We start from the raw sequence: 13,101 nt of genomic DNA on the forward strand, positions 1-13,101 counted from the left end.
GATCGTGCGGTAGCGATCCCGCAGTTCCTGTTGCGCCGGCCATCTCAGTAACCGGACTTCTTCACGTGACAAGTACGCGCCCCTTCCACGCCCATGGAGTTATACGCTCACTCATCCCCGCATCCCCCTGAAACCCGGGAGCGGGAGCCGCCCAACGTTGAAATTGCGGCGCGAAGAGACGCCGGAGAACAGCCGGTTGCCGCCGGTCACATGGAGCACGCTCGACGAGCCGACGTGACAGCCCCGTTCAAGCCATTCACCTCGTGTGCGCGCTCGTGAAATTGTTGACCATTGGATCAAAATCGATCGGCGCCCGCCGGGGCCTGATGACCGGCGGAGGTCCTTCGCCGTAACGATTTAGCCGGGGTGGCCGATAAAGATCGGTGGCTGTCCCACCCCTGTCACCCTTCCTCCACGGCGTGGTACAAACCTTCGCCGTGTCCCCCTCGCCTCCTCATATGAGCCGGACGAACAGGCTCAATCTAAGGGCTTGTGCGGGTCCGCGTCGCTAAATCTGTCACTCATATTTTGGCCACCGTCACCGTAAAGCGACGGGAACGCTCGCGTACGAGCGGAACGTCACGCTGGGTATCCGGACCACTTCGCCGGCGGGCTCGAAACGGAGGGCCCGGCTCAGCAGACGGCCGAGGGCGACCTGCGCCTCGACGCGCGCGAGGCCCGCGCCCAGGCAGTGGTGGGCGCCGCCGCCGAAGCTCACGTGCGGGTTGGGGGAGCGGCCCACATCCAGCCGTTCCGGGTCCTCGAACCGCTCCTCGTCGTGGTTGGCCGAACCCAGCAGGAGCACCACCACACGGCCGGGCCGGATCGTGCGGTCCCCGATGCGGATCTCCTCCACGGCCATCCGGGCCGTCGCCTGGATCGGGGCGTCGTAACGGAGGAACTCGTCGACGGCGCTGGGCAGCAGACCCGGATCCGCGCGCAGTCTGGCCAGCTCGCGCGGATGGCCGAGCAGCGCCGCGCAGCTCGTCGCGATGAGGTTGGTGGTGGTCTCGAACCCGGCGAAGAACAGGAAGATCGTGTTGTCCACGATCTCCTCGCGGCTCAGCCGCGCCTGCGGCTCCTCGGCGACCTCGGCCGTCAGCATCTGCGACAGCAGGTCGTCGCCGAGGTTGCGCCCCCGCTCGTCGAGCAGCGCCCCGATGTACTCCCGCAGCCAGGCGACGGCCGCGTGCGCGGCGGCCCGGTCCTCCTCGGCCACGTACAGCGCGAACGCCTTCGCCAGCTGGATGGCGTGCGGGCGCACCAGGTCCCGGTCCACCGGGGGAATTCCGACCAGTTCACACACCACCATGACCGGAAGCGGAAAGGCGAGCTCGGTCACGGCGTCGAAAAGGCCGCCGTCGAGGCCGGGCGCGAGCAGCAACTCCACCTGCTCCTCGATGAAATCGTGCATGCGCTGCACCAGACGCGGGCTGAAAGCCTTTGCCATCAGGCGCCTCAGGCGGGTGTGGTCGGGGGCGTCGCGATCCAGGATTATTCGCTGGAAGAAGCTGTTCGCCGGACCGTCTCCGATACTGAATTCATGGTATTCCGGCGGGTATTCATGGCTGAGCCGGCGATCTCGCAGCAACGGCACCACATCGGCGTACCGGCTGATCACCCACTGGCCGGGACCGCCCCGGCTCAGCGGACCCGAGGCGCGCAGTTCCGCGTACACGGGGTACGGATCGGACAGTACTTCAGGGGCGCGTGAATTGAACCTCAGGGGCAGTTCCGAAGCCATGCCGCTCTCCTGTCGAAAGCCGTGATTTCGGGCCGGATCCTAGCAGCGGGAATCGCCCGCGGGGCACCGGACGACAGAGAGGATCTTCCTTTCGGAGTTGTTCTTTCCCTTTCCTTTCAGGGCTGATGAAGACTCGGTTCACTGTCCTACGCTGCCAGTTGTGACCGATGTGAGAGACAGGGAACTGCCGAGGTTCAGTCTTGACGACGCGGCTCTGCTGCGAGATCCCTATCCGGTCTACCGGAGGCTTCGCGCGGCGGGCCCGCTGTGCCGGGGAGGTCCCGCCCAGTGGGTCGTGACGCGCTACGACGAGGTGTCGCGGCTCCTGAAGGACCGCAGGCTCGGCCGGGCCTTCCCGGTCGAGTTCCAGGAGATGTCGGTCGGCGCCGGGCCCGCCGTGGACTTCCTGCGCGGCATCGTCATCGACCGGGACCCGCCCGACCACACGAGGCTGCGCCGGCTGCTCACCAAGGCGCTGCCCCCGACGACGGTGCGCACCCTGACCGGATTGATCGGCGACCTGGTGGACGAACTCCTGACCGCGGCCGAGGAGCGCGGCTCCTTCGACGCGGTCACCGACCTCGCCCAGCCGCTGCCCGTCCTGGTGATGAGCACCCTGCTCGGCATCCCGCACGGCGACCGCGCCGAGGTGATGCGCCGCTCCCTCGACGTCGCCAAGGCCTTCGCGGTGTTCATCCCCGAGGAGGAGCGGGCGGCGGCCCACGACGGGGTGCGCTGGCTGCGCGCATATCTGCGCGGGCTGCTGCGCGAGCGCCGCGCCGACCCCGGCGACGACCTGCTCAGCGCGATCGCGTCCGCCCGGGACGACGAGCACCGGCCGCTCACCGAGGAGGAGACGGTCGACAACGCCCTCTTCCTCTACTACGCGGGCTTCGAGACCACCACCAACCTCATCGCCACCGGCTGCCACGCGCTCATCCACCACCCCGACGAGCAGCGCCGGCTGCGCGCCGACCGCACCCTGATGCCGACGGCCATCGAGGAGTTCCTGCGCTGGGACGCCCCCATCCACACCACCACCCGGCTCACCCTGGAACCGGTGGAGGTGGGCGGACGCACCATCCGCGCCAACCGGGTGGTGGTGCTGCTCCTGGCCTCCGCCAACTTCGACGAGCGGCAGTTCGCCGACCCCGAGCGCCTCGACCTGGCGCGGCGCCCCAACACCCACCTCAGCTTCGGCGGGGGCGCCCACCACTGCCTGGGCGCGATGCTCGCCCGGGTGGAGGGCTCCGCCGTGTTCGGCCGGCTCCTCGACCGCGCCGGCCATCTGGAACCGGCCGGCGAGGCGGACTGGCAGCCGAGCGCGGCGGGTTTCCGCTTCCCCTTCTGCGCCTACCGCAGCATCCCGGTGGCCCGCACCAGCTGACCGCGTACCCCGTGAACCGCGGCCACGACGAACGGAACGAAGGGGGCCACCGGTGATCCGGTGGCCCCCTTCGCGCTGCCCCTGAGGTCAGCTCGCCGGAAGGATGTTGTGGTTGACCCGGAACAGGTTCTCCGGGTCGTACTTCGCCTTCAGGCGGGTGAGCCGCTCGAGGTTGGGGCCGTAGGCGTCGCCCAGCCGCTGCGGTCCGTCGTCGCCGAGGTGGTTCACGTAGACCCCGCCGGTCGTGTACGGGAGCACGCGCTCGTAGACCCGCTGGGTCCACTCCACGTTGGCCGCGTCGTCGGCCGGGTCCTCCCACTGGCTCAGCACACTGACGAGGTAGCCGGTGCGGTGCGGGAACGCCGTTGCCTCCGGCGGGAGTTGGGCCATCACGCCGCCCATCAGACCGCCGCCGACCAGGGACAGGGCGGAGGGGTTCGTGGTGAAGCCCTCGCCCAGGATGTCCAGGGCCTCCCCGTGCAGCTCGTCGAAGTGGAAGGACCGGGCGTACAGGCGCCGCCCGGCGACGGTGTTGTCGTCGAGCATCCGCTGCACGGCCAGATACGGCATCCGGCCCACGTGGTTGAGCAGCGGCTTGCGGCCGAGCCCGCTCAGCGGCGCCACCGCCTCCTCGCCCCCGGCCTCCGGGTCCGCGTGGACGTAGCCGAGACCGACCGCCGGCTCCCCGTCCACGGTGAGGAACGCGAACGACGTGGTCAGCGCGTCCGGTGCCGTCTTGTTGAACTCGCCCAGACGACGGGCGACTTCACCCGTCTCCGCGACCGGGAAGGCCAGCAGCCCGGCGAGGCAGTCGCCCTGCGGGTACAGCTTGTACTCGAAGGACGTGGCCACCCCGAAGTTGCCGCCGCCGCCGCGGATCGCCCAGAACAGGTCCGGGTCGTCCTCCAGGCTGGCCCGGCGCAGCGTGCCGTCGGCGAGCACGATGTCGGCGGAGACCAGGTTGTCGACGAGCAGTCCGCGATAGCGGGCGAGCCAGCCGAGACCGCCGCCGAGCGTCATGCCGCCGATCCCGATGTACGACTCCTGGGACCCGGTGACCGCGAGGCCGTAGTGCATGGTCTCGGCGTCGAACTCGCCCTGGACCAGGCCGGGTTGGGCCAGCGCGGTACGGCCAGAGGGGTCGACCTTGATGCCCTTCATGGCGGACGTGTCGATGACCAGGCCGCCCTCGACGCTGCCGGTGCCGGCGAAGCAGTGCCCGCCGCCCGTCACCGCGAGCAGGATGTCGTGCTCACGGGCGAACCGTACGGCGGTGGCGACGTCCGCCGCCCCCGTACAGCGGGCCAGCGCGCCCGGCCGCTTCTCGAAGTAGGCGTTCCAGATGGATTTCGCCTCGGTGTACTCCTGGTCCGCCTCGGTGATGAGGGGGCCGCGCAACTGCTCGCGCAACTCCTCGACGAGTCGCTCCGGGACAGTGTCGCCGGAGGTGGTGGTGAGCCGCATCGCGCCTCCCGTACGGCTGGACATCGAATGGTGCCGCCAATCCAACCCCGGCCAGGCAGGGGGCCCCACGGACCGGACAGAGTACGGAAAGGTCCGCCGGGTGCGGCCGGTGGGACCCCTCCGGCTTCGGTAGCGTGGGCCTCCCGCATGTTCCCGCGTCCACGGAGTGGCTCATGTACGTTCGCCGGATCGTTCCCAACTTCCAGTCCGAGGGGCAGGCCCTGGCCGACAGCTCCGACTTCTACGGGGTGCTCGGCTTCGAGGAAGTGATGAACCACGGCTGGATCGTGACGCTGGCCTGCGAGGACAATCCGGCCGTGCAGCTGAGCCTGATGACGAAGGACCTGACGGCGCCCGTCATTCCGGACGTGAGCATCGAGGTCGAGGACGTGGACGCGGTGCACCGGGCGATGGTGGAGCGCGGCGCCGAGATCGTCCACCCCCTGACGGACGAGGAGTGGGGCGTACGCCGCTTCTTCGTGCGCGACCCGAACGGCAGGGTCGTCAACGTGCTCAGCCACTCCTGACGCCGGGCGGCCCGGGGGCGTGCCGGGCGGGTGGAAGAATGGGCTTCCACCCACCGGCCCAGAAGTACAGACGTGGTTCAGGAGCGCCCGCCGCATGGATCTCAACCTGTTGCGCGTCCTGGACGCCCTGCTGCGGGACAACAGTGTCACCCGAGCCGCCGAGCGCCTCGGCACCTCGCCCGCGGCCGTCAGCCGCACCCTGGCCCGGCTCCGGCGGACCGTCGGCGACCCGCTCCTGGTCCGCGCGGGCCAGCGCATGGTCCCCACCCCCCGGGCGCTCGAACTCCGCGAAGAAGTAAGGGAGTTGCTCCAGGCCTGCGATCACGTACTGCGGCCGGGCGCGGGCTTCGAGGCCGTGCGCCTGCGGCGCACCTTCACCGTGCAGGCGACCGATCTGCTGCTCGCCGGCCTTGCCGGGCCGCTGACCGACCGGGTCCGCGCCGAGGCCCCGCACGTGGACGTGGTCTTCCTGCCCGAGGCCCTGGAGGGCGGCCCCGCGCTGCGGCACGGGACGGTGGACGTCGAGCTCGGTGTGCTCGGCCGGCTCGACCCCGAGGTCCGCACCCGGCACCTCACCAGGAAGGCGCTGGTCGGGGTGGCCCGCGACGGCCACCCCCTCTTCGACGGGCCCGTCGACGCCCGCCGCTTCGCCGCCGCCGGTCACATCGGTATCTCCCGGCACGGCAAGCGCACCGGTCCCATCGACGAGGCCCTCGCCGCGCGCGGGCTCGAACGCCGCGTGGCGGTCGTCGTGCCCAGCCACACCAGCGCGATGATCCTGGCCCGGGACAGCGACCTCGTCGCCCTCACCCTGGAGGACTGGCTCCCCGCCACCACGGCCGCCCTGGGACTCCGCACCTTCCCCGTCCCTCTGGACCTGGGTCCCCTCGACCTCGGAATGGCCTGGCACCCCCGCAATTCGGCCGATCCCGGCCATCGTTGGTTCCGTGAGCACCTGGCGGCCGCCGTCCTCGGCCCCTCGGAGCAGGGATCGAGCCGACTCGCGGCCGAGGCGTGAAATCGGCCAGAACACAGGAGTTGACCGATGGTCAGGATGTGTAACGTTCGATCCGAGTGAGCATCGGTGACGCGGGGCGAGGAGGGGGCAGTGAGCGGGGTAGTGATCCATCTGCCACGGGGGAGGGGCGACGCGGAGGGCGAGCCGTGCGGCGACGCGGTGACGCTGCGGCTCGGCCCGGGGGAAGTGGCACGCTTCGGACGGGGCTCGGCGACGACCCCCGTCGAACTCCGCCTCGACGACGAGGCGATCTCCCGGCTCGCGGGCGAGATCAGGGTGACCGACGACCACTGGCAGCTCAGCAACCTCAGCGCGACCCAGAGCTATCTGGTGGAGAACCCGGAAGGCGCCGGGGAGTATCTGCGGGTGCCGCCGAGGCGGGCCGGGGCGCCCATCCCGTTCGAGTTCTCCCGGGTCGTCCTGCCCACCCGCAACACCTCCGTCTCCTTCCAGGTGTTCGCGCCGGACCATGTCTACCTGGACGCGGACGGCCTGCACGGCCATTGGGGGAGCCGCACGGTCACCGCGTACTCGCTGGACGAGACGGCCCTCTACTTCCTCATCCTCGTCGCGCTCTGCGAACCACGTCTGCGCGACGAGTCCCCGGTCGCGGTGCCGACCACGCCCCAGATCGTGGACCGGCTCAAGGGGCACCCCGCGTGCGGCCGGCTGACGGCCAGGGCGGTCAGCTCGCACATCGACTACCTCGCCGACGAGAAGATGCGGATCAGCACGCCCGCCGAGTGCGGGCCCCGCAGAGAGGCGCGCCGCAACGGCAAGCGCGAGGCGATCGTCGGACTCGTCCTGCGCTTCGGCCTGGTGCGGGAGGAACACCTCGCGCTCCTTCCGCCCCGGGCCGGGGCGGGCGGACAGGAGCGGAGGACGGCGGGATGAGAAGCGGACCCGTACACCGTGAGCACCGGCGGACCGGAGGGGGACACGGTGCACGGGCCGGCCGACACAGCGGGGGATGACCGCACGGAACTCCTTCCGCGCGGCTACCGGGTCGCCCGCTGGGAGGTCACCGAGCCGATCGGGACCGGCGGCTGGGCGACCGTCCACGCGGGACGCCTGGTCGAGGGCCGCGAGGAGGGGGCGCCGGGCGAGGAGTCCGTCGCGCTCAAGGTGCTGCCGACCGCAGGGCTCTCACCGCACCAGGCCCGCAAGGTCGCCGAGACCGCCCGGCGCGAGGTCGAGTTCGGCCGCGGCTCCTCGCACCCGAGACTGATCCGCCTGCTCGACACCTTCGTGCTCGCCGAACCGGACCATCCGCTTCTGGACGGAGCGATCGTGCTGGTCATGGAGCGGGCCGAGCGCAGTCTGCGCGATCTGCTCGACACCGGAGTGAGCGAGGCCGAAGGCGCCCGGCTGGTGACGGAGATCTGCGAGGGCCTGGACCATCTGCACCACAGCGGATGGGTGCACGGCGACCTCAAGCCGGACAACATCCTGCTCATGGCGGACGGTTCGGTGAAGCTCTCGGACTTCGGCCTGGTCACCCAGCTGACCGGCACCCACGGCACCCATGGCTACGCGCCGCCCATGGGCACCTTCGACTACCTCCCGCCCGAGCGCTGGAAGGCACCGCTCGGCGAACAGGGCGTCGAGATCCGGCCGAGCGCCGACATCTGGGCGCTCGGCATCACCGTCCACGAGCTGTTCGCGTCCGGCGCGTCCCCGTTCCCCGGTGCCACCCCCATGGCACGCGGCGCGGCGACCCAGGAGTACGCCGACGGCCGGGCGCCGCTGCGCCTGGACGGCTCGCTGCCGCCGTTCTGGCGCGCGCTGGCCGCCGACTGCCTCGCGCCGACGCACTCCGCCCGCGCCCCGCACACCGCCGAGAGCCTGCTGGCCCGCATCGGTGAGCGGCCGACCACCGGGGCGTCGCCGTCCGCGGGGCCGTCGGTACGCCGTGGCCGAAGACGGGCCGCGGCCGTCACCCTCGCGGTGTGCGCCGTGGGCGTGACGGTCTGGCCGCACCTGGAGCACGGCACCGGATCCGGCACCCCGAACGCCGAACCGCCCGGCCGGATCAAGGTGTTCAACGCCGAACAGAGCTGCCGCGGCCGCACCGACCACAACGCCGACTGCAGCCTCGGCCTGGCGATCGACCCGTTGCGGCCCTATACGGTCGACAACGTGGTGGCGACCCGGGTGTGGCACGGCGACGAACTCGCCGTGGACTGCCGGCTCGTCGAGGGCATGCCGATCATCGACGAGTCGGACTCGCACTCCAACGCGTGGTACCGCGTCCGGCTGCCCGACGGCGCCGACCGGCCCACCGCCTGGCTGCCGGCCGTCCGCACGAAGGACCGCCCCTCCGTCCCGGACTGCCCCGCGCCCACGCCCACACGGTGAGGACCCCCGGCGGGCGCCGGGACGTCTCACCCCCGAAAAGCGCCCGAGTCCGACACCTCCGTGTGCCGCCCGCACAACTCCCGTGACCAGCGCGGAAGATGGGCCGCACGGGCCGGACACCGGCATGGATCCAGTCCATCGCGGATCCCGGCCCGTGTCACTCCGGATCGTTCCGGGTGCCGCTCGCGGCGCTTCGCGCCCGGCCGGCGGACCGTCGACCCCGCCGCTATATCTTGGCCAGAACCTTCAGTACGGCCTCGTAGTCGGGCTCCGAGGAGATGTCCCCGACCAGTTCGGCGTGGATGATCCGGTTCGCACCGTCGAGGACGAGCACGGCGCGGGCGGTCAGGCCCGCGAGGGGGCCGTCGGCGATGGCGACGCCGTACTCGGTGTGGAATTCCCGCCCGCGCAGCGTCGACAGGGTGATCACCGAGTCCAGGCCCTCGGCCCCGCAGAACCTGGCCTGGGCGAACGGCAGGTCCGCCGATATGCACAGGACCACGGTGTCGTCGAGCTCGCCGGCGAGCTGGTTGAACCTGCGCACGGACGCCGCGCACGTGCCCGTGTCGACGCTGGGGAAGATGTTGAGGACCTTGCGGGCGTCCCCGAGGGACGACAGCGGTACGTCCGACAGGTCCTTGCCCACGAGCGTGAACGGCCTTGCGGTGGCGCCCACTTGAGGGAAGTCACCCTCGACGGCGACGGGAGTTCCCCTGCGGTGAACGGTGCTCGGCATGTTGCTCTCCAGACGTCACGAAGCGTATTTCGACTGCGCCAGTCGTTGGGGTCGATGTGCCCAGATTGGCTGACGATCATGCCGCGAACCACCTTCGACCTGCAAAGTTTCCTCTAAGGGCCCCGCCCGCACGGGGGTTGGCGCCGCACCTCCGAAAAACCACCAGGAGACCACCGGCCGCATCCCATGATGTGCCGCACTCCGGCCCTTGAGGAAGCGCATGCCACCGACCGAGCACCCCGTTCGTGCCCCCGGGCCCGCCTCCGCGTGGCCGCCCCCGGCGCGCAGACCGGATCCGGCCATTCTCCGAGGACGTCCGTGCAAAGTCTGGATCCAGCCATTCTTTGCATGTATTCCTGACGGCACCCGGGTGAGCCTTCGAGTACCGTCTTTTCAACCGTTGTGCATGTGATTCAGGTCGCAACGGGGCCCGCTGACCGCCAGTCAAGATCATTGCTAGGGTCGCATCCAGCGGCTCGGGGGCACATGACAGGCGCGATTGACACGACTTGCTCGGCCCGGGTGAACAGTCTCGACGAATGGGATATATCGGCGAGGGGTGCGGCATTCCAACGATCTTGGACTATTGCGTACCGGCACAACGGAAAGGCATGGTTGCATGACCTACGACGTAAGTGGTGTGATCGGCGAACTGAAGAGCCGCAATCTGCTGCCGAGCGAATACGACACGGTATTTGCCAGCGGTTCTCTGATTCGCGGATGGGGAAACCCGACCAGCGATCTCGATGTGCATGTGGTCACTCAAGACGTATGGGCAAGCGGCATCGACGAAACCAGCCATGTGGCCCTTGAGCCCAACACGCTCCAGTACGAGGGCACGTTCGTGGACGGGCGCCGATGGGACGTCGAGTACTGGACGTCCTCGCAGATCGACCAGGTCCTCGCCAAGATCACGCCCGAGCAGTTCGCCGACGACCAGGGAGCCTGGCGCACCCTCAGCCATCACGAGATCGCGCTGCTCGAACGCCTCCCCTACGCGGCCGCCGCCGACGACGGTCAGTGGATGGAGCGCACCCGCGCCACCCTCGCCGCCTCGGCGCACCGCTCGGTCCTGATCGTCAACTCCCTTAAGCAGGCGGACGGTTACACCGAGGACGTTGCAGGTCAGATGGCTCGCGAGGATCTGCACAGCGCTGTCATCGCGGCCCGGAACGCCTTCAGTCACGCCGTGGACGCACTCCAGGCGAGCCTCGGCCAGTTCGGCAGCCTGTGGCCCAAGTGGCGGGCCCGGCGCATGCAGATCCTCGACCCGGCGCTGCTTCCGTTCGAGACGTACTGGGCGATCGAGACCATGAGGACGTTCGACCCCGACAATCCGCAGAAGTGGATCGAGGAGACCATCGCCGTCTGCCAGCGCATCTCCATGGAGGTGACGGTCTGATGAGCGGAGACCGCGCCATCCGCGTCGGCCCCGCCACCGTGGCCTCGCTCCCGCTGAACGTGAAGATCCGAAATCACCGCGGGAAGACGATCGTCGGTGGATATCAGCACTTCTATGAGCTCACCGAATCGGCCACCTTCATATGGCGCCAGATAGACGGCGTCCGCACGGTGGCCGACATCGCGCAGGTGATTGCCGACGAATACGACATCGATCAGGCGACGGTCGTCGATGACGTCGTTGAGCTGTTCACCGAGCTCGCCGAGCACGAGGTCATCAAGATAAGCGAGAAAAATCCTGGCTCTGAGGTGTGAAGAGAAGTCACGGGGGTGTCTCTCTCTTTCCTGCCTGAGTAGGTCCGTCATCCCAGGGGGTATGGAATGCTGGACGATCTCCAGTTCGGTGTCTTCGGTCCGTTGACAGTACGGCGCAATGGCCACGTCACAGAAATTCCCCAGGCAAAGCACAGAATTGTCCTGGCGGCTCTGCTGCTCCGCGCCAACCGTGCGGTGACGCAAGAGGAACTCATACAGCACCTGTGGGGCGACGAGCCCCCGCTGACCGCGCGCAAGACCCTCCAGGGATACATCGCCAGGCTCCGCAAGGTCCTGGGGCCGGACGCCGTCGTCAGCCGCTCCTCGGGCTACGCGATCGACGTCGACGGCGACTGCCTCGACCTGGGCCGATTCGAACGGCTCCTGGCCCAGGCCCAGCAGGCCGACGACGCGGCCGAACGCGCCCGTCTCTTCCGCGCGGCCCTCGATGAGACCGGCGGCATCCCGCTGGTCGACATCCCCTCGGAAAATCTCCAACAGGGCGATGGCGCAGCACTGTTGGAACGCTGGCTGAACGCGACCGAACACTGGGCGGACGCGGAAATGGCGGTCGGGCGGCACGCGGAGGTACTGCCACGGCTCAAGGCACTCGTTTCCGAACACCCATTCAGGGAAAGCGCCTTGAGCCGCCTCATGAAAGCGCTCTACGGGGCCGGCCGGCAGGCGGACGCACTCGCGACTTATCAGGAGGCCCGCCAACTCCTCGACCGGGAACTCGGCGTGGACCCGGGAGAGGAACTTCGGGGAGCGCACCAGCACATACTCAACGGCCTGCAAGCGGCGGGACAGGAGCGGCCCGATCGGGAGGCCGCCGCACCGGCGCACACCGGGCCTCCGCACGCGGCGCCCCTGTTCTCCCTGCCGCCCAGCCTCGCCGAGTTCGCCCGGCCCCGGCTGGAAGCGGACATCGTACGGCGGCTGCTCCAGGATCCGGCCACGGCCGAGGGGGCCCAGCTCCACCCCAAGACGCTGACGCTGCACGGCGGCGCGGGCGTCGGCAAGACCACCATGGCCGTCCGCATCGCACACGCCGTCAGCGAGCACTTCCCCGACGGACGGCTGTTCGTGGAGCTCGAAGGCGAGGCGGGGCCGCGCCAGTCCGCCGACGTCCTGCGCGAACTGGTCTGTGCCCTGGGCGTGCCGGCCGCGGCCGTCCCCGGGGAGCCCGCGTCCCTGCTGGCCCTGTACCGGGGCCTGCTGTCCCGCCGCCGCATCCTGATCGTCCTCGACGGCGCGGCGAACGAGGCCCAGGTGCGGCCGCTGCTCCCGTCCTCCGCCACCTGCGCGGCCCTGGTCACCAGCGTCGCGATGCTGCCCACCCTGGGCGGCACCGAGCACGTCCGCCTCGATCTGCTCAACCCCGCCGAGGCGGCCGACATCCTGGGCCGCATGATCGGGCCCGAGCGGGTCGGCGCCGAGCCGGAGGCCGCCCGCGAACTGATCGAGCGGTGCGGGGCGCTGCCGCTCGCCGTGCGGATCGTCGGAGCCCGGCTGCTGGAACGGCCGCACTGGCAGCTGGCCCAGATGTCGGAACGGCTGCGCCTGGAGGCCAGGCGGCTCGACGAGCTGGCCGTGGGTGAACTCAGCGTGCGCGACAGCCTCGCCCTCAGCTACCGCAGCGTCAGCGTGCCCGAGCGCAGGGCGTTCCGGTTGCTCAGCCTCCTCGAGATGCCGTCGTTCCCGGTGCGGGTCGCGGCCGCCGCCCTCGGGCTCCCGGCCGACCGCACGGAGGAGTTCCTGGAGCGGCTCACGGCCCGGCACCTCCTGGAGGCGGACTTCGTCGCGGGCAGCGGCGTCAGGTTCTCCTTCCACCCCCTGGTCCGGCTCTACGCACGCGAGCGCACCTTCGACGAGGACTCCGTGTACAGCCGGCACGAAACCGTACGCAACGCCCTGCGCGCCTGGTACGACAGCCCCGCCCGAACACCGGCCCCCGCACCGATGGCCCCACCGGGCCTCGGCCCCACTCTCCTGGGCAACCCGCCGCCACCCGTGGCGCTGAGCAGCGTCTGAACCCGGCCCGCCTCCGGCGGACCGGCCCAACAGCCGTACCCCGGCCTTCCCCCTCGGGCCACGGCGCCCCCACCCACCAGCCCGGGCCGACCGGCCGTGTCCGTACCGACCGGACCG

General features: G+C 70.1%; 11 protein-coding genes. 8 read left to right on the forward strand and 3 right to left on the reverse strand.

All coding sequences use genetic code 11. From position 1 onward, the window contains the following. Window positions 1-538: 538 nt before the first annotated feature. On the reverse strand, window positions 539-1,744 hold the full coding sequence (locus tag ACFYZA_RS02915; RefSeq protein ID WP_382584094.1) for a cytochrome P450: 1,206 nt from the start codon (window positions 1,742-1,744) through the stop codon (window positions 539-541). Between the two features lie 160 nt (window positions 1,745-1,904). Here ACFYZA_RS02915 and ACFYZA_RS02920 point away from each other — a divergent pair, with 160 nt between their 5' ends. Beyond that, window positions 1,905-3,131 carry a cytochrome P450 gene (locus ACFYZA_RS02920; RefSeq protein ID WP_382584091.1) on the forward strand — a complete coding sequence of 409 codons (1,227 nt, stop codon included), beginning with the start codon at window positions 1,905-1,907 and terminating at the stop codon, window positions 3,129-3,131. Between the two features lie 87 nt (window positions 3,132-3,218). Here the strand turns inward: ACFYZA_RS02920 and ACFYZA_RS02925 are convergent, their stop codons facing one another. Beyond that, a complete protein-coding gene (locus ACFYZA_RS02925; RefSeq protein WP_382584088.1) occupies window positions 3,219-4,619 on the reverse strand; it encodes an FAD-binding oxidoreductase in 1,401 nt (466 codons plus the stop codon). A gap of 149 nt (window positions 4,620-4,768) precedes the next feature. Here ACFYZA_RS02925 and ACFYZA_RS02930 point away from each other — a divergent pair, with 149 nt between their 5' ends. From ACFYZA_RS02930 to ACFYZA_RS02945, 4 genes are all read left to right on the forward strand, one after another. After that, window positions 4,769-5,122, forward strand: a complete 354-nt coding sequence (locus ACFYZA_RS02930; RefSeq protein ID WP_388486587.1) for a VOC family protein — start codon at window positions 4,769-4,771, stop codon at window positions 5,120-5,122. A gap of 94 nt (window positions 5,123-5,216) precedes the next feature. Next, the gene (locus ACFYZA_RS02935; protein WP_382584082.1) at window positions 5,217-6,140 is read left to right on the forward strand and encodes a LysR family transcriptional regulator; all 924 of its coding nucleotides are present in this window, start codon (window positions 5,217-5,219) and stop codon (window positions 6,138-6,140) included. A 90-nt stretch (window positions 6,141-6,230) separates the two neighbouring features. Next, window positions 6,231-7,034: a serine/threonine protein kinase gene (locus ACFYZA_RS02940; RefSeq protein ID WP_388486589.1), complete on the forward strand. Its 804-nt coding sequence runs from the start codon at window positions 6,231-6,233 to the stop codon at window positions 7,032-7,034. Window positions 7,035-7,052: 18 nt separating this feature from the next. Then, window positions 7,053-8,498, forward strand: coding sequence for a serine/threonine-protein kinase (locus tag ACFYZA_RS02945; RefSeq protein ID WP_388486591.1), 1,446 nt, complete (start codon window positions 7,053-7,055; stop codon window positions 8,496-8,498). Between the two features lie 226 nt (window positions 8,499-8,724). Here the strand turns inward: ACFYZA_RS02945 and tpx are convergent, their stop codons facing one another. Then, window positions 8,725-9,234 (reverse strand): thiol peroxidase, encoded by a 510-nt coding sequence (tpx, locus tag ACFYZA_RS02950; protein ID WP_388486593.1) that lies wholly within the window; start codon window positions 9,232-9,234, stop codon window positions 8,725-8,727. A gap of 619 nt (window positions 9,235-9,853) precedes the next feature. Here tpx and ACFYZA_RS02955 point away from each other — a divergent pair. From ACFYZA_RS02955 to ACFYZA_RS02965, 3 genes are all read left to right on the forward strand, one after another. Next, the gene (locus ACFYZA_RS02955; RefSeq protein ID WP_382584070.1) at window positions 9,854-10,636 is read left to right on the forward strand and encodes a hypothetical protein; all 783 of its coding nucleotides are present in this window, start codon (window positions 9,854-9,856) and stop codon (window positions 10,634-10,636) included. Next, complete coding sequence (locus ACFYZA_RS02960; RefSeq protein ID WP_382584067.1) at window positions 10,636-10,950, forward strand: PqqD family protein; 315 nt, start codon at window positions 10,636-10,638, stop codon at window positions 10,948-10,950. Before ACFYZA_RS02955 ends, ACFYZA_RS02960 begins: the two co-directional genes overlap by 1 nt. Window positions 10,951-11,016: 66 nt before the next feature. Further along, complete coding sequence (locus tag ACFYZA_RS02965) at window positions 11,017-12,984, forward strand: BTAD domain-containing putative transcriptional regulator (protein WP_382584065.1); 1,968 nt, start codon at window positions 11,017-11,019, stop codon at window positions 12,982-12,984. The last annotated feature ends 117 nt before the right edge of the window (window positions 12,985-13,101 follow it).

Source organism: Streptomyces sp. NPDC001828 (genome assembly GCF_042892175.1).
Classification (GTDB): Bacteria; Actinomycetota; Actinomycetes; order Streptomycetales; family Streptomycetaceae; genus Streptomyces.

What these genes read in the sequence shown, in the direction of transcription:
- ACFYZA_RS02915 (WP_382584094.1), bottom strand. Translation starts at nt 1,744, where the DNA reads ATGGCTTCGGAACTGCCCCTGAGGTTCAATTCACGCGCCCCTGAAGTA.
- ACFYZA_RS02925 (WP_382584088.1), bottom strand. Translation starts at nt 4,619, where the DNA reads ATGTCCAGCCGTACGGGAGGCGCGATGCGGCTCACCACCACCTCCGGC.
- ACFYZA_RS02930 (WP_388486587.1), top strand. Translation starts at nt 4,769, where the DNA reads ATGTACGTTCGCCGGATCGTTCCCAACTTCCAGTCCGAGGGGCAGGCC.
- ACFYZA_RS02935 (WP_382584082.1), top strand. Translation starts at nt 5,217, where the DNA reads ATGGATCTCAACCTGTTGCGCGTCCTGGACGCCCTGCTGCGGGACAAC.
- tpx (WP_388486593.1), bottom strand. Translation starts at nt 9,234, where the DNA reads ATGCCGAGCACCGTTCACCGCAGGGGAACTCCCGTCGCCGTCGAGGGT.
- ACFYZA_RS02955 (WP_382584070.1), top strand. Translation starts at nt 9,854, where the DNA reads ATGACCTACGACGTAAGTGGTGTGATCGGCGAACTGAAGAGCCGCAAT.
- ACFYZA_RS02960 (WP_382584067.1), top strand. Translation starts at nt 10,636, where the DNA reads ATGAGCGGAGACCGCGCCATCCGCGTCGGCCCCGCCACCGTGGCCTCG.
- ACFYZA_RS02965 (WP_382584065.1), top strand. Translation starts at nt 11,017, where the DNA reads ATGCTGGACGATCTCCAGTTCGGTGTCTTCGGTCCGTTGACAGTACGG.